This window comes from Nocardia yamanashiensis (assembly GCF_021183565.1).
GTDB classification, from domain to species: Bacteria; Actinomycetota; Actinomycetes; order Mycobacteriales; family Mycobacteriaceae; genus Nocardia; species Nocardia yamanashiensis.
Window position 1 is genome coordinate 4,243,910 of sequence record NZ_CP089226.1, and the last position, 21,442, is coordinate 4,265,351.

Here is a 21,442-nt window from a genome sequence, read left to right on the forward strand (position 1 = left end):
GGCGGCGGGCAGCGCGTCGGACCCGCAGCGCCCGGCATCGGGCATGCCGCACCGCCGAGCCACTACGATCGGCAGACATGATCAGCCACGCGCCGGGTTGCGCTTCGTGACGACCGTCGACGCGATCGTGCTGGCCGGTGGCCGCGCCAGCCGCATGGGCGGGGTGGACAAACCGGCCATCGTGGTCGGCGGGCAGTCCATGCTCGATGCCGCGCTCACCGCGGTCGCCGGATGCGATCGCACCGTGGTGGTCGGGCCGCACCGGCCGGAGCTGCCGCCGGAGATCCTGCAGGCGCAGGAGGTGCCGGCCGGTGGCGGACCGGTGGCGGCCATCGCGGCCGGACTGGGAGCGCTCGCGGGCTGCGAGTTCCCGGCCGGGCTGATCGTGGTGCTGGCGGCGGACATGCCGTTCCTGACCGCGGCGGCCATCGGCGAATTGCTCTCGCACGCGCGCGAATCCGGCAGTGACGCGGTGTTCGCGGCGGATGCGTCCGGGCGGCCGCAGTATCTGGTGGGGGTGTGGCGGCGCGGCGCGCTGACCGCGGCCCTGAAGAATCTGGATTCGTTGGTGAACCGGCCGATGAAGGCGCTGGTGCCGGTCGATACCGCCATGGTGGCGCTGGCGGGGGTGGACGACTGCGATACGCCCGAGGACATCCGGCATGCCCGGGTGAGCGCCGGGCGCAGTGCGGCGGCGACCGGATTGGACGAGGCGCGGGAGATCCTGCGCGGGAACATCTCCCGGCTGCCCGCGCATCGGGTCGCGGTGCGGGCGGCGCGGGGTGCGGCGCTGGCCGAACCGCTGGTCGCGGTGGAGGCGCTGCCGCGTTTCGACGTGTCGGCGATGGACGGTTATGCCGTAAGCGGCGACGGCCCTTGGCAATTGCGCCGGGATATCGGGTTCGCGGGCGGGCAGCGGCCGGTGGGGTTGCTGGACGGGGAGGCCGTGCGCATCGCCACCGGGGCGCATGTACCGGAGGGCACCGGCACGGTGGTGCGGGACGAATTCGTCGGCGTCGAGGGGGACGGACTGCTGCATCGCCTGCCCGACAGCCCGATTCGCGATGATGTACGCCGCCGCGGCGAGGACTGGCTGCCCGGGTTCGAGCTCGCGCCCGCCGGAACGCCGGTGACCGCCGCCTTGATCTCGGTCGCGGCCAGCGCCGAGGTGGGCACGGCCGCGGTGCGCGGTCCGGTGCGGGCGCGGATCGTCATGACCGGCGACGAGATCCGCAGCGAAGGACCGCTGCACACCGGCCAGACCCGCGATTCCCTCGGCCCGATCCTGCCCGAGCTGCTGGCCTGGTACGGCGTCACGACCGTGGACCGGGTCCACCTGCGCGACACCGCCAATGCCTTCGACGAGGTGCTGGCCGCCGCCACCGACTGCGACCTGCTGCTGATCGTCGGCGCCACCGGCGGCGGGGCGGCCGATCAGCTGCGCGCCACCCTGGACCGCGCCGAGGCCCGAATCCTGCTGCGCCGCCTGCACCTACGCCCGGGCGGCTCCACCGTGGCCGCCCAATTGGCCTCCGGCCCCGTGGTTCTCGGCCTTCCCGGCAACCCCTTCGCCGCCACCGCCACCCTGCTCGCCCTGCTCCGCGCCACCCTCGAGGGCCTCACCGGCGCGACCCCGGCCCGCCCGCTGCGCGGCCCGCTCCGCAATGCCGCCGAAATCGCCGGTCCCGCACCGCGAATCGTGCCCGCCCGGCACCATCACGACGGCGGGTGGATCGGCGACGGCCACCTCCGCACCGCCCACCTGGCTGGCCTGCTGGACCGAGACGGCCTGGTGATCGTGCCACCGCACGCGGAAAACGACGCCGTCGTCGAGTTCATCCCCTTGCGCGGCTGACCCACCCCCGGCCGGCTCACAGGGCTTCGATGATCATGGCATTGGCCTGGCCGCCGGACTCGCACATGGTTTGCAGGCCGTAGCGGCCGCCGCGTTCGCGCAATGCGTGGACCAGGGTGGCGGTGAGACGGACCCCGCTGGCTCCCAGGGGATGCCCGAGGGAGATGGCCCCGCCGTGGACATTGACCCGCGACAGGTCCGCGCCGGTTTCGTGCGCCCAGGCCAGCACCACGCTGGAGTACGCCTCGTTGACTTCGAACAGGTCCATATCGGACAGCCGCATGCCGGTTTGCCTGAGCGCCTTGGCGGTCGCGGGCACCACGGCGGTGAGCATGAGGTGCGGGTCGTCGCCCACCGCCACGTGACCGAGGATGCGGGCCAAGGGGGTCAGGCCGAGGCGGCGGGCATTGGCGCTGGTGGTGACCATGACCGCGGCGCTGCCGTCGCCGAGCTGGCTGGAATTGCCGGCGGTGACCTGCCAGCCGATCTGCGGGAAGCGGTTCGCCAGCACCCGGTCGCGGTCGAGTTTGGCGAAGGCCGAGGGCAATTCGGCCAGGCTCTCGGCGGTGGCGTGATAGCGGATGCACTCGTCGGTGTGCAGGCCGAAGATCGGCGGGGTGAGTTCGGCGTCGAAGAGCCCGTTCTTGGCGGCGTCGGCGGCCCGGTGATGGCTGCGGAGCGCGTAATCGTCGAGCTGGGCGCGGCCGAATCCCCAACGGGCGGTGATGAGTTCGGCGCTGATGCCCTGCCAGGGCACGCCCTCCGGATAGCGCTCCAGGAAGGCGTCGCCGGTGAGATCGGCGTGTTCGAGCCGATTCAGGCTGGTGCCCATGGGAATTCGGCTCGTCGACTCCACGCCGGTGGCGATCACCACCTCGCAGTCGCCCGCGATCACCGAATGCGCCGCGAAACGCAGCGCCTGCTGACTGGCGCTGCACTGCCGGTCGATGGTGGTGGCGGGCACCGATTCCGGCAGCCCGGCGGCCAGCGTGGCGCGCCGGGTCACATTGGTGGCCTGTTCGCCGACCTGGCTGACCACGCCGCCGATGACCTCGTCGATGAGCGCCGGATCGATGCCGGTCCGCTCCACCACGGCGCGCAGGCTGTGCGCCATCATGTCCACCGGGTGCACCGCGTCCAGCGCCCCGCCGCTCTTACCCCTGCCGATCGGTGTGCGCACCGCTGCGACGATTACCGCGTCCCGCATTTTCCGAACATTTCTGTGAACACTTACCTGACTGAGTAATTCGGCACCGGCAGCGCGTGCACCGCGTGCCGCCGCTCTTTGGCGTCGATGAGTTCGCGATCGATCACCCGGCGTTCGAGCTGATGCACCGAGGTGATCCGGCCGGCCTGTTCCAGCACGATGGTGAACACGAAGCGATAGTCCCCGCGGTCGCCGGGTTCGGCGGATTTCAGGGTGAGCCGCAGTGTCGCCGGCACCGGGTAGAGGAAATTGTGGAATTCGGTTTCCAGCCGGTCGATGGTGGCCAGCCAGCGATCCGGCAGCAGATTCCCGAAATACCGGGCGGCCACGGCGAAGAACATGTGATCGCAGGCCTCGATCGCGAGCAGCCCCGGCACGTGCATGACATCCCGGTCCCGGGTCAGCAGCGCCAGATCGGCCGACAGGCGCAGATCGGCCGAGAATTCGGTATCGGAATCCCGCCGCAAGCCGGAAATCAGGATGTCCTTGGAGTTTTCGATGAGCAGGTCGTCGCAGGACGGCAGCGGGCGTTCCGGCCGCGGCCCCACTTCGATCGAATCGAATCGGTAGCGGCGCACGGCGGCGGAGATGCGCTCGGCATCACCGCGTCCCACGCCCTGCCCCGGCTGCAATATCACCCGGCCGTCCGGGACCGTTCCGGTCTCCAGCGCGGCAATGGCTTCGGCGACCGTCCACGCACCCGTCGCTTCCGCGAAAGCCGCGAATCTGTCGCCGACGACGTGAACTATCTTCGGGTCGAACACTTGACGCTCCACTATCTCTTCTCACCCGCCCCCGCGGTGTGGCTCACGGTGTGATTCCCAGAACGCGCCGCATGGACGCGAGTTTCGCCGAGGTCTCGGCGAATTCGGTCGCCAGGCGGCTGCCCGCGACCACGCCCCCGCCGGCCCGCAGCGTCAGATGTCGCTCGCGGGAATCGAATTCGAGTCCGCGCAGCGCCATATAGAATTCGCAATCCCCGGCGCGGTCGAACCAGCCGACCAGGCCGCCGTAATAGCGCCGCGCCGATTCGTGCGTGGTGATCAGCCGCAGCGCTTCGGCCTGCGGCACCCCGCACACCGCCGGCGAGGGGTGCAATGCCGAAACCAGTTCGGCGATCGGCGTATCCGGATCGCTGAGTCGGCCGGTGATCGGCGTGCCGAGATGCCAGACGCCGGGCGCGGCCACCAGTTCCGGCTGGTCCGGATAGCTCAGCCCGGTACAGAGCGCGGCCAATCCCTTGATCATGAACTCGGCCAGGTGGCCGTGCTCGTCGAGGTATTTGCAGGTGTACAGCTCGGCGCGGGCCTGCGCCCGGTCTTCCTCCTCGGACAGCAGCGGATTGCGCGGCACCGTGCCGGCCAGCGGGGTCATGGAGACCACATCACCGGTCTTGCGCAGGAACAACTCCGGGCTGGCGCCCATGGTGTAGACGCCGGGCGCGTCCAGATGCTCGACGAAATAGCTGTGCACCTGCGGATACAGCTGGGCTATGCGCTCGTACATGCCGAGCGGGTCGACGGCGTCGGTGTAGGAGAAGCGTTCCGAGCGCGCGATGACGATCTTCTCCAGCCCGGAACCGGGGGTGCGCAGCAGCGGCAGCACATGATGGAACAGGTCGATGTACTCGGCGATGGCGGTGTCGTTGAACACCACCTCCGGGCGGAACCCGCCCCACGCGGATGCGGCCGGGCCGCCGGGCATTCCGGTCTCGCGCCGCCCGAGATACAGCGACGGGGCCTCGGTGGCCGGGTCGAAGGGGATGGATCCGGCGACCAGGTCACCGTGGGTGCCGGCCCGCACCGCGGCTTCGGCGGCGGCCAGGCTGCTGAATCCGACCGGGTCGCCGGTGAGCGCGACCGCGCCGCCGGGACCGCCCAGGCGGAATCGAATCGAAGGGGCTTCCACTGGTTTTCAGTCCTTCCCCGCGCCGGTGAGCAGCAGCTCGCGAATGGCCAGGCGATCGATCTTCGAATTCGGCAGCAGCGGGAGTTCGTCCAGCACGACCACGCGTTTGGGAACGGCCGCGCGCCCGAGCCGAGCGCGGATCAATTCCCGCAACGGCTCGGCGTCCACGGCCGCGCCGCCGGGCCGCGGCACCACGCACGCGCTGACCAGCTCGCCCCACTCCGGATCGGGCAGGCCCAGGACCACGGCGCTGTCGATCCAATCGAGTTCGGCGAGTACGGCTTCGATGGCGACGGCCGACACCTTGACCCCACCGGTATTGATCAGGTCGTCCACCCGGCCGGTAGGCGTGATCAGGCCGTCTGTGAACTGTCCCCGATCAGCGGTGGCATACCAGCGACGGCCGTCGGCCGCATAGAAACGCGCGGCCTCCTCCGGAGCAGCCCCGAGATATCCCTCGGCGATACTCGGCCCGCCGAGATGGATGAGCCCGTCCACGATCCGGACCGCGACCCCGTCCAGCGGCACCCCGTCGTACACGCACCCACCGCACGTCTCGGTCATGCCGTAGGTGGTGACCGCGGTGGTGAGCTCACGCAGCCGATCCGCGAGGTTCCGATCCAGCGCCGCCCCGCCCACCAGCACCCGATCCATGCGCGCCAGCGCTTTCCGCCCGTCCGAATCCTCGAGCAACCGCTTGACCTGTGTCGGCACCAGCGAGGTATAGCGACGCCCCGTCCCCATCCGTTCCACCGCGGCGGCGAATCCGGCCGGATCGAACTTGCCGCCGTCCAGCGTGAACACCGTGGTCCCGCCGAGCGCGGCGCGTGCGATCACCTGGAATCCGGCAACGAATCCCGCAGGCAGGCACAACAACCAATCCCCGTCCCCGCCGAGCCGATGCGCGGTCGCCGCGCACGAGGCCCGCAACGCGGCCCCCGACAGCATGGTGCGTTTGGGCGCCCCGCTGGACCCGGAAGTGGACAGCACGACGGCGACCTGCGCGGGCACCGTGGCCGGAATCCCCCGTGCCGCAACCGAATCGGTCACCGGCGCGATAGCCGTCCCGCCGTCCAGCGCCCGCCGGACCTCCCCCGCCAGCAGGTCAGCCGCAGCCGCGGGGTCAGCCGGCAGGACCACCGGCCGCAACGGTATTCGTGGCCCGGCGACGGCCCGGGCAGGAGCGGTCGGATTCATCGGGTGCCCTGGCCCGCGCTGACCAGGCCGGTGACGGCGGCGCCGGAATCCAGTGCCGCGTCGACGCCGCGGCGGGCGGTGCCGTGCAGGTCGCGCAGGCCATTGCGGGCGACCGGGACCTCGAGTACCGCCATGCCGCCGGAGGTTCGGCGCGCTGTCACCGCCGCGCCGAGGCCGGTGACGCCGACTGTCTGATGCGCAACGCCGTAGGCGCCGCAGAGCTGGGCGATGTCCACGTCTTGCGGTGTGCCGTAGATCCTTTCGAAGGTGTCGCCGTAGGGGGCGTCCTTGTAGCGGGGATGGCCCTGTTCGAGGAGTTCGAAGATGCCGCCGCCGGAGTCGTTGGAGACCACGATGATCAGGTTGCCGGGGCGGTGTTCGAGACGGCCGGATTGCAGGCCGGAGGCGTCGTAGGCGAAGGTCAGATCGCCGAGGAGAGCGATGACGGTGCGGTCGGGGGCAGCGAGGGCGGCGCCGATGGCGGCGCTGACATTGCCGTCGATACCGGCCACGCCGCGGTTGGACAGCACCTGCACGCCGGTGGGGAGCACGCCGGTCAGGGAGACGTCGCGGATGGGATTGGAGGCGCCGAGCCAGAGCAGGTCGCCGGGGCGCAGGGCGCCCAGGAGGGTGTCGGCTACGCCCAGGCCGGTGGCGCGGTGCCCGGGTTCGGCGAGCACCGACGCCCATTGGCGGCGCACGGCCGCGTCCAGAATGCGCAGCTCATCGGCCCAGGAGGCGGAGGGGCGGCCGCGGTAGATCGGTTGCGCGGCAAGGATTTCGATATCCGGCGCGGCATAGATCCAGTCGCCGCCGGTATCGGCCAGCACGGTGGTCACGTCCGGGCGGGCGAGCAGTTTGCCGACATTGCGGTGCAGGGTGGGGCGGCCGTAGACGACGACCTGGTGCGGGCGGACGTAGTCCAGGACCCAGGGGTGCAGGCGGGGCCGGGCGCCGACCTCGACGGTCGGTTCGGCCATGCAGGGCACCTCGGGCGGGACGCCGGACAGGTCGGCGCCGTCGCCGGCGATCACCAGGGTGGACAGTGCGAGGTCGATTTCCCAGGCCACGGGCGGCGCGGCGGGTCCGCCGGTCAGGCGGATCCAGGGTGCGCCGGCGGTGCGGCCGGCCGGGAACGGCAGGCGGTCGGCAGCCGGGGGCAGTCCCGAGGCCAGCGGCACGTCGAGCTGGACGGGGCCGGGACGGCCGCCCAGCCGACCGGCGGCGAGCCCGGTGGCGCGGCAGATCTGCGCTCGGACAATGCCATTGGTGTCGGGGCGCACGGTGTCGCCGGACCATACCCGCTGCATGTGCCGCAATTGCGAGCCGAGCAGCGCACCCTGTTCGACGGTCTGCGAAGCGCCGGTGCCGAGCGCTTCGGGCGGGCGGTTGGCGGTGACCAGCACCAGCGGGACGCCCGCGTAGTTGGCCTCGGTGACGGCCGGCAGCAGATTCGAGACGGCGGTGCCGGAGGTGGTCACCACGGCGGCGGGGCGGCCGGTGGACTTGGCGATGCCGAGCGCGACGAAGGCCGCCGAACGCTCGTCCAGCCGCACCTGCAAACGGATCTCGCCGGTGGCGGCCCGCCGGGTGAGTTCGAAGCCGAGCGGCCCGTTACGCGAGCCGGGGCAGTAGATGAACCATTCGACACCGCATCGGATGAGCTCGTCGACGACGATCGCCGCTACCACGGACGGCGCCGACACTGCGAAATTTCCGGGGCTCGATTCTGAAGACACGCTCATTGCACTCCACTACATGGGACGAAACAACCCCACTCGGACGGCGCACGACACTGCGCTTGCGATCGGGGAAGACGACGTAGTCATGTGAGCCGACATGGCCAGCGCCGCTGCGAAGATCGGATCGAAACTGCTGGTCGACCGACCGGCATCCAACTGGCAACAGGCTATCGCCGCGCTTCGAAGGCTGTCAATTCAGAAGCGATCAACGAAACATAAAGCTAGCGAGCACATTTCATCACAATGACCAGTGGTGGCACTAGCCAGTGTGGGCACACGGCAGGGCGCATTCAGGGGTTGAGCCGCCCTCAGCGGTGTGCTAGCGAACTTCCAGGCAACGCCTGGTTCGGATAGCTTCCGGCGAACGCCGGGCGTGCGGGTTCAGACGACCGGCAGCCCGAGGATGGCCAGGATGTGCCCCGGGAAGAGCACGCCGTCCAGCCGGCCGGTCTGGGCATAGAATTTGCGCCGCAATCCGGTCACCGGGTTGCGCAGATGCAGGGTCCAGACGTGCGGCGCGAACTCCACCCCGCCTTCCGCCCAGACCTGCCGGAAGCGCGGGAATTCGCCGAGTTCGTGCAGCAGTTCGGTGAATCCCTCGGTATTGCCGGAGCGGCCGATCAATCCGCGCATCCAGCGCACCACCTGGCGGACATCGGAATCCCAATTCACCAGGACGCGGGTGGCCAGCTCATTGCTGAAGAACCAGCGCAGCATATTGCCGTCCTCGCGGACGCCGGGGAAGGCATCATCCCAATTCTCGTTGCTGGCCAGCAGATTCGCGCGGGTGTCGATGTACGCGGCGAGATTCGGGCGGTGCAGTTCGAGCATGTTCAGCATGCCCGGCGTGACGGCGGCGCGCAGTTCTTCCACGGTCGGGAATTCCGAGGCGGGCAGGCCCGCCAGATCGCTGAGTTGCCGGCGCACCGCGAGCGTCAGCGGTTCCAGCCGATCCAGATATCGGGTGAGCGCCTCGACCACTTCGCGGGTGGGATTGCCGCGCTCACCCTTCTCCAGATGCGTTATGTAGCTGGCGCTCACGCCCGCGTTGAAAGCCAGGCGTTCGCGGGAAAGGCCCCGATCGTCGCGCAGCCGCCGCAGCAGATTCCCGAAACTGGGGGCTTCTATTTCCCGGGAATCACGCCCACACGCCGCATCCGCGACCACCGCAACCTCCTTCACTTCGCCTCGGCCGTATCCGCTTCCGCGGAGATACGGCCGAGTACAGATTCAGAGGGGATGGTTCCACAATTGCGCAGTCGCTTGCGTGCGGATAACTGTCCCTGTTTGTATCACCGGGGAATCCTGTCAGGAAATCCCTACGCGCCCAGTGCGAGTGCGCGCGGCGGATTTTCGCCGCGGCGATGCGCCGGATCGGGCGCCGGGACCGCATCCAGCAATCGCCGAGTGTAGTCCTGCCGGGGCTGCCCGAAAACATCTTCGACCAGGCCGGTTTCCACCATTTCACCCTGTTTCAGGACGACCACGCGATCGGCCACCTGATGCACCACCGCCAGATCATGACTGATGAAAAGGCAGGCGAAACCATATTCGGCGCGCAAGTCGGAAAACAGATCCAGCACCTGCGCCTGCACCGACACGTCGAGCGCGCTGGTGGGCTCGTCGGCCACCAGCAGGCGGGGAGCCAGCGCGAGCGCCCGGGCCAGGGCGACCCGCTGCCGCTGCCCGCCGGAGAGTTCACCGGGCCGGCGGCCGGCGTAATCGCGTGGCAGGCGCACCGATTCGAGCAGCTCGCCCACGCGATTGCGGAGCAGCGCGCCGGAGGCGACCCGGTGCACCAGCAGCGGTTCGCCGATGGAGTCCTCGAGCGTGCGGCGCGGATCCAGCGATGCGGTGACGTCCTGGTGCACCAGGGCCACGTCCTTGCGCAGGCCGCGCAGTTCGCGGGTGGACAGGCCGGTCAGCGGGGTGCCGTGCAGCACCACCTCGCCGGTGGTGGCGGGCACCAGGCCGAGCGCGGTGCGGCCCAGGGTGCTCTTGCCGGAGCCGGATTCGCCGACCAGGCCGATCACCTCGCGCGGCGCGACGGTGAGCGAGAGATCGCGCAGGGCCTGGAAACGCTTGCGGCCCTGGCGATACACCACGGAGACGTGGTTGAGGCGCAGCACCGGTTCCGGCACGGGTTCCGGTGCGCCGGCGGGCCCGACCACGTCGAGGGTCGCCCCGGCGCTGGGCAGCGTCGGCACGGCGGCCAGCAGGGTGCGGGTGTACTCCTCGCGCGGTTCGGCGAAAAGGTCGTGCACCGAACGGGTTTCGACGACCTGCCCGGCGTTCATCACCACCACCCGGTCCGCGATGGCGGCCACCACGCCCAGATTGTGGGTGATGAACAGGATGGCGGTGTCGTTGCGGCGCTGCAGCTCTCGCAGCAGTTCCAGGATCTCCGCCTGCACGGTCACGTCGAGGGCGGTGGTGGGCTCGTCGGCGATGAGCAGATCCGGTTCGCCGGACAGGGCCAGGGCGATGACCACACGCTGCTTCTGACCGCCGGAGAGCTGGTGCGGGTACCAGTCGATGCGCTTCTCCGGCTCGGGAATGTCCACCAGGCCCAGCAGTTCGACGGCGCGCGCCCGCGCCGCCGCCTTGCCGATCGGGCCGTGCGCGCGCAGCGCCTGGGTGATCTGGGTGCCGATCTTCTGCACCGGGTTCAGCGCGGTCTGCGGTTCCTGGAAGACCATGGCGGCGCGGGTGCCGCGCAGCGGGCGCAGTTCGGCGTCGGTGGCGCCGACGATCTCGTTGCCGCCCAGTCGAATCGAACCGGTGGCGTGGGCGCCGTCGGGCAGCAGGCCGAGCACCGCGCGGGCGGTCAGCGATTTGCCCGAACCGGATTCGCCGACCAGCGCCACGGTCTCACCGCGGCCGACGGTCACGCTCACCCCGTCCACCACTGTACGGTCACCGAAACGCACTGTCAGATCCCGGATTTCGAGCAGCGACCGCTGATCGTCCGCCCGGTCGTCCTTGTCGCTCATCCGATCCTCCGGGCACGGCCCAGAGCCTGGGCGATCAACAGGAATCCGAGGGTGAGGCCGGAGACCACCAGCAGGGGTCCGACCGCGTACGCCGGATTGGCGTCCAGATTGTCGATGGAGCCCGCGATGAGCGAGCCCAGCGACGGGTCCGGCGGGCGCACGCCGATGCCGATGAAGCTCATGGCGGCCTCCACGAACACCGCCAGCGACATGGACAGCGCCAGCTGCACCGACAGCGGCTCGATCACATTGGGCAGCACGTGCTTTCGCAGCGTCCACCAGGTGCTCGCCCCGATCACCTCGGCGGCCTCCACGAACGGCTGTTCGCGCACGGCCAGGATGGCGGTGCGGATCTGACGGCCGAAGATGGGGATCTCGGCGGCCACGATCACGATGACCACCGCGTGCGCGCCGGGTCCGGTGACGGCCGAGAGCGCGATGGCGAAGATGAGCGCCGGGAAGGCCAGGATCAGGTCGAAGATGCGCTGGGTGATGACGTCGGCGACGGCGTTCACGCTGGCCAGCAGGCCGGTCAGGGCGCCGACGGCCGCGCCCAGCGGGACCGCCACCAGGCCGATGAGCAGGTTGATGCGAATGCCGTACAGCACGCGGCTGAGGATGTCGCGATTGACATTGTCGGTGCCGAGCCAGTGCTCGCCGCTCGGACCGAGCAGGTTGGCCCCCGGAATCTGTTCCAGCGGACCGTATTTCGTGAGCAAGCCGGCGAAGAGGCCGGCGAGGGCGATGATCCCGACCAGGAGCACCCCGGCCAGACCCTGACCCCGGGTCAGCGCCCGCAGACCCCGGCCGTCGTTCCGGCGGGCCGCCGGGCGGACACTCACCGCCTCGGGTGCGATTCCGGCCAGATCGATGGATTCACTCATGCCCGGCCTCCGATCCGGATACGCGGGTCGAGCCAGGCGTGCACGATATCGGTGGTGAGCTGGATGGCCACGAACACCGCCACCGAGAACAGCAGCAGCGCCTGCACCACCGGATAGTCGCGCCGGTTGATGCCCTGTTCGATGAGCTGCCCGATGCCCGGCCAGGCGAAGGCGGCCTCGACCAGCACCGCGCCGCCGAGCAGCTGCCCGGCCTGGATGCCGAGCGCGGTCAGCATGGTGGGCAGGGCATTTCGCAACGCGCCGCGGGTGACGATCCGCCGATGCGAGATGCCCAGCGCCCGCGCGGTGAGCACATACGGTTTGCGCAGTTCGGTGCGCAGCGATTCGGTGAGGAACCGGGTGAGCGCCGCGGTCACCGGCAGCGCCAGGCAGATCGAGGGCAGCAGCAGGTATTGCACCGTGATGTCCGGGTGCGCGGCGAACCCGTCCGGCGGGACGCCGCCCGCCGGCAGGATCGGGAACACGATGGCGAACACCAGCACCAGCAGCACGCCGGTCACGAAGACCGGCACCGCCACCGCGACCGTATTCGCCGCCGCCACAAGGGCATTCAGCCAGCGCTTGTCCCACAGCACGGCCGAAACGCTGACCGCGAGACTCACCACGACGGCCAGCGCCAGCGCCGAGACGGCGAGCGCCAGGGTATTGGTGAGCCCGCGCCCGACCAGGTCGGAGATCTGGCCGCCGATGATGTAGGACCGGCCCAGATCACCGGTGAACACGCCGTGCAGCCAGGTCAGGTACTGGGCGGGCCAGGACCGGTCCAGGCCGAGCTGATGGCGAATGGCCGCAATGGTTTCCGGGGTGGCGTCCGGGCCGGCCAGGGTGGTGGCCGGATCGCCGGGCACCAGCCGCAGCAGCAGGAAGATCAGCACCGAGGCGCCGAACAGCACCGCCACCGCCGACGGCACCCGGCGCAGCAGATAGGCGATCATGCCAGGAAGGTGTCGGCGAGATTCAGTTCGCGGCGCTTGGTCCAGCCCACCCCGTGCAGCTTCTTGCTGGTGGTGCCCTGGGCCCAGCGCACGCCGATCTCGATCAGGAACAGGCCCTCCAGCAGCTGATCGCTCAGTGCCTGGTACGCCTTGACCGCGTCCGGTCCGGTGCCGGTGGGCCGCTTCCAGGCGGCGTCGGCGGCGGCCACGTAGGCGGGAGATTCGAAGTGGGAGGCGTTCTTCCGCGCATTGAACGGGTAGGCGCTGACCGTCAGGGTCGACGGCACGAACTGCGCCCAGGAGTGGTCGGTGATCCACAGACCCGGGAACTGCGCGCCGATCAGCTGCTTGACGAAGGTGGCGTTCTCGGTGGGCACCAGCTCGGTGTCGATGCCGATCTCGGCCAGGTTGGCCTGCACGATCTGCGCGGTCGCCTCGTAGGTGCCGATGCCGGCATTGAAGGCCAGCGGCAGCTTGGGCGGCTTGGGCAGGCCCGAGAGCAGCTGCTTGGCCTTGTTCACGTCCCGCTTGAACCGGGTGTTGCGGGATTCGTCGAAGGCGGGCGAGTTCTTGGGCCACGGCACGTTCAGGGCGTAGCCCGCGCCCCGGAACACCTCGGCGATGATCCGGTCCCGGTCGATGGCATAGGCGATGGCCTGGCGCACCTTCACATCCGCGAGCGTCGGATCCTGCACGTTCGCACCGACGTACAGCTGCAGTTCCGCGCCCTCGTACGGGATGACCTTGAAACCGTCGGTCTTGGCGAGGTTCTCGTTGTCGCGGTAGGTGATGCCGTCGGCGAAGTGGATCTGGCCCGACTTGAGGGCGTTGAGCTGCGCCTGGCTGTCGGTGATCACGCTGAATTCGACGCGGTCCAGGTACGGGCGCTCGGGCACCCAGTAGTTCGGGTTCTTCTCGAACACCAACTGCGAGTTGGGCACCCGGTTCACGAACTTGAACGGGCCGGTGCCGACGATCTTCTCGCCGGTGCCCAGCTGGTCGATGGATTCGCTGTCCAGGATGGGCGCGGTGTCGAGCAGATCGAAGAGGTTGCCGATCGGGTGCGCGAGCGTCAGCGTGATCTTGTGCGGGTCGGTGGTGTCGTAGCCGGTGATGGCGGCGGCGGTGCTCTTGAGCTGCGCCGACCATTTCGGATCGGCGTAGGTGCGCAGCGAGAACTCCACATCCTTGGAGGTGAAGGCGCGGCCGCTGTGGAACTTCACGTCATCGCGCAATTCCAGGGTGACGGACTGCCCGTCCGGGGCCACCGTCCACTTCTTGGCCAGCAGCGGCTGCGGTTCCAGCTTGTCGTGCGGGTAGCGCACCAGCGTCTCGAAGACCAGGCCGACGACCCACGGGGTGGTGCCGGTATTGGTGAGAATGTTCGCGGGCACCAGGTCGAACAGCACGCCGTACTTGAGCGTGCCGCCCTTGACCGGCGCGGCATTGTCGTCGCCGCCGCCCTTGGCCTGCTCGACCGCCGAGGTGCAGGCCGCGAGCGCGCCGCCGCCGAAGATGGCCAGGGCCGCGACGGCCGAAGAACGCAGGAAACGACGACGATCGAGTCCGCCGGGGGACGAATTCATCTGTAAATCCTCGAGATATGAGCCGCACGACGCGGCGAGGGTGCGTTACGCACCGTGGGGACTGAGAGCAGGAGTGGACGCGCGGGCCGGCGCGTCAGGCACAGAGACGACAACCGGCGCCGGGCGCGCAAAGGTGACTGGTGTGCATGGTGAGCGACGCTAACAGCGGGTGAGCGGGCGATCAGTGGTTGCGCGCAGCCAGAATCAAACCCTGGCGGGGACGGCGGATACGGCCCTTTGCTGAAAGCATGCCTGTCCCCCCGAATGCCCGTGGCTACGAAAACTTCACCGGCGAGATCGGTCGCACCACCGCCGATTCCACACCCGAATGGCTCTACCCTCCGCAGGCCCCGGCGGGTGCGCCCAATATCGTCGTGGTGCTGGTCGACGATATGGGTTACAGCGATATCGGCCCGTTCGGTTCCGAGATCGACACCCCGACACTGGATCGGATCGCTGCGGAGGGGTTGCGGCTCACCAACTTTCACACCACGCCGCTGTGCTCGCCGTCGCGGGCGGCCCTGCTGACCGGGGTGAATTCGCATCGCGCGGGCTTCGGGTTCGTGGCCAATGCCGATCCCGGGTATCCGGGGCTGCGGCTGGAATTGGCCGATGACGTGCTGACGCTGCCGGAGATCCTGCGCGCCAACGGATATGCCACCTATGCGGTCGGGAAATGGCATCTGGTGCGCGATGCCACGCTGCATCCGGCCTCGCATCGCGATTCCTGGCCGACGCAGCGCGGATTCGACCGGTATTACGGGTCATTGGAGGGATTGAATTCCTTCTACCACCCGAATCAGCTCATCTCCGATGCCTCGGCGGTGGATTTCGAGGAGTACCCGGAGGGTTACTACCTCACCGACGATTACACCGATCGTGCCATCGGGTATCTGAAGGAGCTGCGGGCGCACGACGCCGACAAGCCGTTCTTCCTGTACTTCGCGCATACCGCCATGCACGGGCCGTTGCAGGCCAAGCCGGAGGATCTGGCGAAGTACCGCGGTAAGTACAAGGAGGGCTGGGATCGGCTGCGGCAGAGCCGGTTCGCCTCCCAGCTGGCGCAGGGACTGTTCCCCGAGGGCACCCAGCAGAAGCCGCGCAATACCGAGCCGGGATACGAAGCGCAGGAATGGGATTCGCTCACCCCCGAGCAGCAATCGCGTTTCGAGCGGTACATGGAGGTGTACGCGGGCATGGTCGACAGCATCGACCAGAGCCTGGGCCGGATCGTCGAAACCCTGGAGCAGTTCGGCGAACTCGACAACACCATCATCGTGTTCACCTCCGACAACGGCGGCACCGCCGAGGGCGGCCCGGAGGGCACCCGCACCTACTTCGCCCAGTTCGCGCAGGTGGACGAGCCGGATTGGGAGCGCGACGTCCCGCACGACGACGAACTCATCGGCACCGCCAAGCTCGGCGTCCACTATCCGCGCGGCTGGGGGCAGGCCTCCAACACGCCGTTCCGCTTCTACAAGGGGCAGACCTTCGCCGGCGGCGTGCGCGTCCCGTTCCTGCTGTCCTGGCCCAAGGGTCTGCCCCGCGCCGCGGGCGACAACGGCATCCGCCAGGAATACACCTATGTCACCGACCTGGCTCCCACCCTGCTGGAGCTGGCGGGCCTGAATCGTCCGAGCGTTCGAAACGGACTGCCCGCCAAGGACTTCGACGGCGTATCGGCCGCCGAGGTGCTGCACGACGCGAACGCCCCCACCCGCCACACCGAGCAGTACTCGGAGATGACCGGCCACCGCGGCTTCTACCGTGACGGCTGGAAACTCCTGGCCCTGCACGAGCCGGGCCGGGATATCGACGACCCGCACTGGCAGCTCTTCGACGTCCGCACCGACCCCACCGAACTGCACGACGTCTCGGCCGAATTCCCCGAGAAGGCCGCCGAACTGGCCGCCGCCTGGGACGAATCAGCTTGGCACAACACGGTTTTCCCGTTGATCACCCGCAAGGACCTGGCCCGGCGCCGCCCCGAGGAAGCCCGCCTGAAGGACCGCGTCCGCATTCTCCCCGGCACCCCCACCCTCGAGCGCTATCGCTCGCAGCAGCTCATCGCCTACCGCGACTTCACCATCGCCGTGGAACTCGACGGCTTCCAGCCCGGCGACGAAGGCGTGCTGGTGGCCCACGGCGACCCCCAGGGCGGCTACCTCCTCTACATCGAGAACGACCGGCTCCTGTTCGGCTACAACGCCTACGGCCGCTACACCACCGCCGACGCGGGCCCGGTCCCCGCGGGAAGCAAGCACCTCACCGTCTCCGCCACCGTCCGCCCCCACCTGCGCTGGGACTTCTCCCTCGGCATCGACGGCGTCCGCGCCGCCGACCTCCCCGACCAGGTCCAACTGGTAGGCATGGCCCCCTGGACCGGCATCTCCGTCGGCCTCGACGCCCGCGGCCCCGTCGCCTGGGACCTGCGCGAACGCCGCGGCGTCTTCCGCTACACCGGCGCCCTCCACTCGGTCACCTACCGCCCCGGCGCGATCGGCGTGGACGAGGACACCCGCCGCGCCCTCGACACCGAAGCGGAGCTGGTCGCCGAGTAATCGATCCCCCGCCGTCAGCCGGCCGAGACCCGTTCCCCGCCCGTAGCACCGTTCACGAACGCAGGTCGTTCAGGGTTCCGGTGATGCGGCGGGCGCGGGTCTCGGGGCGTTTGGCCGCGGTGACGGCGGCGGCGTATTCGCGGCGGCGGGTGTAACTGAGGGCGTCGAAGGCGGGGCGGAGGCCGGCGGCGGCGAGGGCGGCGGCGAGTTCTTCGGGGACTTCGACGGTGCGTTCAGCGGTATCGCGTTCGAGGGTGACGGTGACGGTGTCGCCGGGGGACTTGGACAGTTCGGTGCGGATGGATTTGAGGATGCCCAGGCAGGGGCCGTCGCCCATGGACGCGATCGAGCCGGTGTAGGGGATGCCGTCGAAGGTGGCGCGGACCGGGATGCGGGCGCCGCCGCCGAGGGCGGTGATGATCTCGGGGGGAATGGGGATATACGCGCCGCCGCCGTTCGCGGGGTGGATTTCGGCCTCGAATCGCTCCATTCGATCACCTTATTCGGTGGGTCCGGGGCGGGGCGTCAAGGAGGGTGGGCGACTTTTTAGCTACCCGGAAAACGTGTTAACAAATGTAAACCGCCGGAGAAGCGGCCGTTTCCAAAGCTTCACCGGTAGGACTCCGAAAGGCCTGGCGGCGGGCGTATTTCGGCGGTTCGCCGGGTATTTAGCCAGGTCAGCGTCAGCCCGCCGAACCGTGGGGGCTACCGTCCAGTGACCGGGAGATTGCGCCGACCTCACAGCTCACAAAGGGGCGGAGCGCATTGTGAGAGAACCGTTTTGCTGCCCAAGTCGACGTCTTTACAGTCGATTCAGCAGCCCGGTTTTTCACACTTTGTTAGGGGCGTCATGGCTACCACGAATACCGCGTCTTCGGCAGCGGATGCCCTGCTTCGGCTCGGAAAATACTTCAATCGCGGTGAGGTTTCCGGCGATCTGCGCACCCTGCACAAGACCGGCGGGCGCGGTGCGGACGAGTTCTACCGGGACCGCTGGGCGCACGACAAGGTGGTGCGGTCCACGCACGGCGTGAACTGCACCGGATCGTGCTCGTGGAAGATCTACGTCTCGGACGGCGTGATCACCTGGGAGTCGCAGCAGACCGACTACCCGTCCGTCGGCGCGGACAAGCCGGAGTACGAACCGCGCGGGTGCCCGCGCGGCGCGTCGTTCTCCTGGTACACCTACTCCCCCGCCCGCATTCGGTATCCGTATGTGCGCGGCGCGCTGCTGGAGCTGTACCGGGCGGCCAAGGAGCGGCTCAAGGATCCGGTGCTGGCCTGGGAGTCCATTGTCGAGGATCCGGCAAAGGCGAAGACCTACAAGCACGCCCGCGGCAAGGGCGGATTCGTGCGCGCGGAATGGTGGGAGGCCGCCGAGATCGCGGCCGCCGCGCACGTGCACACCATCAAGAAGTACGGCCCGGACCGGGTGGCCGGGTTCTCCCCGATTCCCGCCATGTCCATGGTCTCCCATGCCGTCGGCGCGCGGTTCATCTCGCTGATCGGCGGCTCCATGCTGTCGTTCTACGACTGGTACGCCGACCTGCCGGTGGCTTCGCCGCAGGTCTTCGGCGACCAGACCGACGTGCCGGAATCGGCGGACTGGTTCGACGCCGGCTACCTGATCATGTGGGGCTCCAATGTCCCGGTGACGCGAACCCCGGACGCGCACTACATGACCGAGGCGCGCTATCGCGGCCAGAAGGTCGTGGTGGTCTCCCCCGACTACGCCGACAACACCAAATTCGCCGACGAATGGGTGGCCGCGCGCCCGGGCACCGATGCCGCGCTGGCCATGGCCATGGGCCATGTGACGCTGCGAGAGTTCTTCGTGGACAAGGAGACTCCGTACTTCGCCGACTATGTCAAGCGCTACACCGACCTGCCGTACCTCGTCACCCTCGAGGACAAGGACGGCGTCGCGGTGCCCGGCAAATTCCTCACCGCGGCCGATCTCGGCCACACCGGCGAGGGCGTCGCGCATCAGACGGTGCTGCTGGACGCGGACGGAAATCCGCAGGTGCCCAACGGTTCTCTCGGCCATCGCTTCACCGAGGCCGGCAAGGGCAAGTGGAACCTGGACCTGGGGGACGTGGATCCCCTGCTGACTCTGCACGGCCGGACCGATGATGCTGTGGCCGTGCAGTTCCCCCGCTTCGACGTGGGCGGGCGGGATGGGCGCACAGCGGATGTGCTCACCCGCGGCGTGCCGACCACCGTGGTGGCGGGCAAACGGGTGACGACGGTGTTCGATCTCCTGCTGGCGCAATACGGCGTGGCGCGGCCGGGCCTGCCCGGCTCCTGGCCGACGGGCTACGACGATGCGAGCGAGCCCTACACGCCGGCCTGGCAGGAATCGATCACCGGCGTCCCCGCCGAGCAGGCCGAGCGCATCGGCCGCGAATTCGCCGACAACGCCATGCGTTCGGGCGGCCGTTCGATGATCCTGATGGGCGCGGGCACCAACCACTGGTTCCACTCCGATCAGATCTACCGCGCCTTCTTCACCCTGACCCTGCTCACCGGCTGCCAGGGCGTGAACGGCGGCGGCTGGGCGCACTACGTCGGCCAGGAGAAGTGCCGTCCGGTAACCGGCTGGGCCACACTGGCTTTCGCCTCCGACTGGCAGCGTCCGCCGCGCCAGATGCAGGGCACCGTGTTCTGGTACCTGACCAACGACCAGTGGCGCTACGACCCGTTCACCTCAGAAGCGTTCGCCTCGCCGCTGGGCGACGGCCGCTTCGCCGGGCGCACGGCGGCCGACAATATCGCGCTCGCTTCGCGATTGGGCTGGATGCCGTCCTACCCGACGCTGAACCGCAACCCCCTGGACCTGGCCGACGAGGCCGAGGCGGCCGGGAAATCCGCGGCCGACTACGTGGTCGACGGCCTGAAGTCCGGCGACCTGCGCTTCGCCTGCGAGGATCCCGACGCGCCCGAGAACTTCCCGCGCGTGCTCACCGTGTGGCGGGCCAACCTGCTGGGCTCCTCCGGCAAGGGCAACGAGTACTTCCACAAGCACCTCCTGGGCGCGGACTCCAACCTGCAGACCGGCGAGGCCACCGGGGTGCGCCCGCAGGAACTGGAATGGCGGGACGAGGCGGCCACCGGCAAGCTGGATCTGCTGCTGTCCCTCGATTTCCGCATGACCTCCACGACCCTGTTCTCCGACATCGTGTTCCCGGCCGCCACCTGGTACGAGAAGCACGACCTGTCCTCCACCGACATGCACCCGTTCGTGCACGCCTTCACCCCGGCCATCTCCCCGCCGTGGGAGGCCAAGACCGACTTCGAGGCGTTCCATCGCATCGCCCGCGGTTTCTCGTGGCTGGCGGAGAAGCACCTCGGGGTGCGCAAGGACATCGTGGCCGTGCCCCTGCAGCACGATTCCGCCGATGCGCTGGCCCAGGCCGGCGGCAAGGTGCTGGACTGGAAGTACGGCGAATGCGAGCCGATTCCGGGCAGGACCATGCCGAAACTGGTTGTGGTGGAACGTGATTACCCGAGCGTCGCGGAGAAGATGGCCGCACTCGGGCCGCTGGTGGAGCAGCTGGGCGTCACGACCAAGGGTGTCACCACGTTGCCGGACGCGGAGGTCGAGTACCTCAAGGGCGTCAACGGCACCGTGGTTTCCGGTGTGGCACAAGGGCGTCCGTCCCTGGCCAAGGACGTTCACGCGGCCGAGACCATCCTGGCGCTGTCCGGCACCACCAACGGCCGGCTCGCGGTGGAGGGTTTCCACGCCCTCGAGAAGCGCACCGGCACCCAGCTGGCGGACCTCGCCGCCGAGCACGAGGGCAAGAGAATCACGTTCGCGGACACCCAGGCTCGGCCGGTCCCGGTCATCACCTCCCCCGAATGGTCGGGCAGCGAGACCGGTGGCCGCCGGTATTCGCCCTTCACCATCAATGTGGAGCGCAAGAAGCCCTGGCACACGCTGACCGGACGCCAGCACTTCTACCTCGACCACGACTGGATGGCCGAACTCGGTGAGCAGCTGCCCATCTACCGCCCGCCGCTCGATATGACCGCGCTGTTCAGCGAACCGGGCATCGGCAAGGTGACCGAGAACGGCGTCACCGTGCGGTACCTGACGCCGCACTCCAAGTGGTCGATCCACTCGGCCTACCAGGACAACCTGCACATGCTCACGCTGAGCCGCGGCGGCCAGGCCATCTGGATGTCGGATGTTGACGCCGCGAAAATCGGTGTGGCGGACAATGATTGGATCGAGGCGATCAACCGCAACGGCATCGTGGTGGCCCGCGCCATCGTCTCGCACCGCATGCCCGAGGGCACCGTGTTCATGTATCACGCGCAGGACCGCGCCGTGAACGTGCCGCGCATCGAAGGCGCCGCCGACACCAAGGCCGGCAGGGGCAAGCGCGGCGGCATCCACAATGCGCTGACCCGCATCATGATCAAGCCCTCGCACCTGATCGGCGGCTACGCCCAGCAGTCCTTCGCCCTGAACTATCACGGCCCCACCGGAAATCAGCGCGACGAAGTGACCACCATTCGCAAGCGCTCGCAGGAAGTGGAGTACTGAT

At 68.9% G+C, this 21,442-nt stretch carries 14 protein-coding genes; 3 read left to right on the top strand and 11 right to left on the bottom strand.

All coding sequences use genetic code 11. From position 1 onward, the window contains the following. Positions 1-106 precede the first annotated feature (106 nt). Complete coding sequence (locus LTV02_RS20175; RefSeq protein WP_233032889.1) at positions 107-1,855, top strand: NTP transferase domain-containing protein; 1,749 nt, start codon at positions 107-109, stop codon at positions 1,853-1,855. A 16-nt stretch (positions 1,856-1,871) separates the two neighbouring features. Here the strand turns inward: LTV02_RS20175 and LTV02_RS20180 are convergent, their stop codons facing one another. The 10 genes from LTV02_RS20180 to LTV02_RS20225 all read right to left on the bottom strand — a co-directional run bounded on the left by LTV02_RS20180 (position 1,872) and on the right by LTV02_RS20225 (position 14,328). After that, entirely contained in the window at positions 1,872-3,062 is a 1,191-nt protein-coding gene (locus LTV02_RS20180) for a thiolase family protein (RefSeq protein ID WP_233032891.1), read from the bottom strand. 23 nt (positions 3,063-3,085) lie between these two features. Next, positions 3,086-3,826 carry an AfsA-related hotdog domain-containing protein gene (locus LTV02_RS20185; protein WP_067716180.1) on the bottom strand — a complete coding sequence of 247 codons (741 nt, stop codon included), beginning with the start codon at positions 3,824-3,826 and terminating at the stop codon, positions 3,086-3,088. A 43-nt stretch (positions 3,827-3,869) separates the two neighbouring features. Next, positions 3,870-4,970, bottom strand: a complete 1,101-nt coding sequence (locus tag LTV02_RS20190; RefSeq protein ID WP_233032893.1) for an isochorismate synthase — start codon at positions 4,968-4,970, stop codon at positions 3,870-3,872. Between the two features lie 6 nt (positions 4,971-4,976). Then, entirely contained in the window at positions 4,977-6,110 is a 1,134-nt protein-coding gene (locus LTV02_RS20195; RefSeq protein WP_233032901.1) for an AMP-binding protein, read from the bottom strand. Between the two features lie 53 nt (positions 6,111-6,163). After that, positions 6,164-7,873: a 2-succinyl-5-enolpyruvyl-6-hydroxy-3-cyclohexene-1-carboxylic-acid synthase gene (gene menD, locus LTV02_RS20200; RefSeq protein WP_233032903.1), complete on the bottom strand. Its 1,710-nt coding sequence runs from the start codon at positions 7,871-7,873 to the stop codon at positions 6,164-6,166. Between the two features lie 417 nt (positions 7,874-8,290). After that, a complete protein-coding gene (locus LTV02_RS20205; RefSeq protein ID WP_233032905.1) occupies positions 8,291-9,076 on the bottom strand; it encodes a helix-turn-helix domain-containing protein in 786 nt (261 codons plus the stop codon). A 152-nt stretch (positions 9,077-9,228) separates the two neighbouring features. Further along, positions 9,229-10,902 (bottom strand): dipeptide ABC transporter ATP-binding protein, encoded by a 1,674-nt coding sequence (locus tag LTV02_RS20210; protein WP_233032907.1) that lies wholly within the window; start codon positions 10,900-10,902, stop codon positions 9,229-9,231. Further along, positions 10,899-11,786: an ABC transporter permease gene (locus LTV02_RS20215; protein ID WP_233032909.1), complete on the bottom strand. Its 888-nt coding sequence runs from the start codon at positions 11,784-11,786 to the stop codon at positions 10,899-10,901. The genes LTV02_RS20210 and LTV02_RS20215 overlap by 4 nt, the downstream gene beginning before the upstream one ends. Beyond that, positions 11,783-12,742, bottom strand: coding sequence for an ABC transporter permease (locus tag LTV02_RS20220; protein WP_233032911.1), 960 nt, complete (start codon positions 12,740-12,742; stop codon positions 11,783-11,785). The genes LTV02_RS20215 and LTV02_RS20220 overlap by 4 nt, the downstream gene beginning before the upstream one ends. Then, a complete protein-coding gene (locus LTV02_RS20225; protein WP_233032913.1) occupies positions 12,739-14,328 on the bottom strand; it encodes an ABC transporter substrate-binding protein in 1,590 nt (529 codons plus the stop codon). Before LTV02_RS20225 ends, LTV02_RS20220 begins: the two co-directional genes overlap by 4 nt. Before the next feature lie 248 nt (positions 14,329-14,576). On the opposite strand from LTV02_RS20225, the gene LTV02_RS20230 reads away from it, so the two are divergent. After that, positions 14,577-16,889, top strand: coding sequence for an arylsulfatase (locus LTV02_RS20230; RefSeq protein WP_233032915.1), 2,313 nt, complete (start codon positions 14,577-14,579; stop codon positions 16,887-16,889). A gap of 52 nt (positions 16,890-16,941) precedes the next feature. Here the strand turns inward: LTV02_RS20230 and LTV02_RS20235 are convergent, their stop codons facing one another. Continuing rightward, positions 16,942-17,379, bottom strand: coding sequence for a YdeI/OmpD-associated family protein (locus LTV02_RS20235; protein ID WP_233032917.1), 438 nt, complete (start codon positions 17,377-17,379; stop codon positions 16,942-16,944). 360 nt (positions 17,380-17,739) lie between these two features. Here LTV02_RS20235 and LTV02_RS20240 point away from each other — a divergent pair, with 360 nt between their 5' ends. Further along, positions 17,740-21,441, top strand: a complete 3,702-nt coding sequence (locus LTV02_RS20240) for a nitrate reductase subunit alpha (protein WP_233032919.1) — start codon at positions 17,740-17,742, stop codon at positions 21,439-21,441. Position 21,442: the final 1 nt, after the last annotated feature.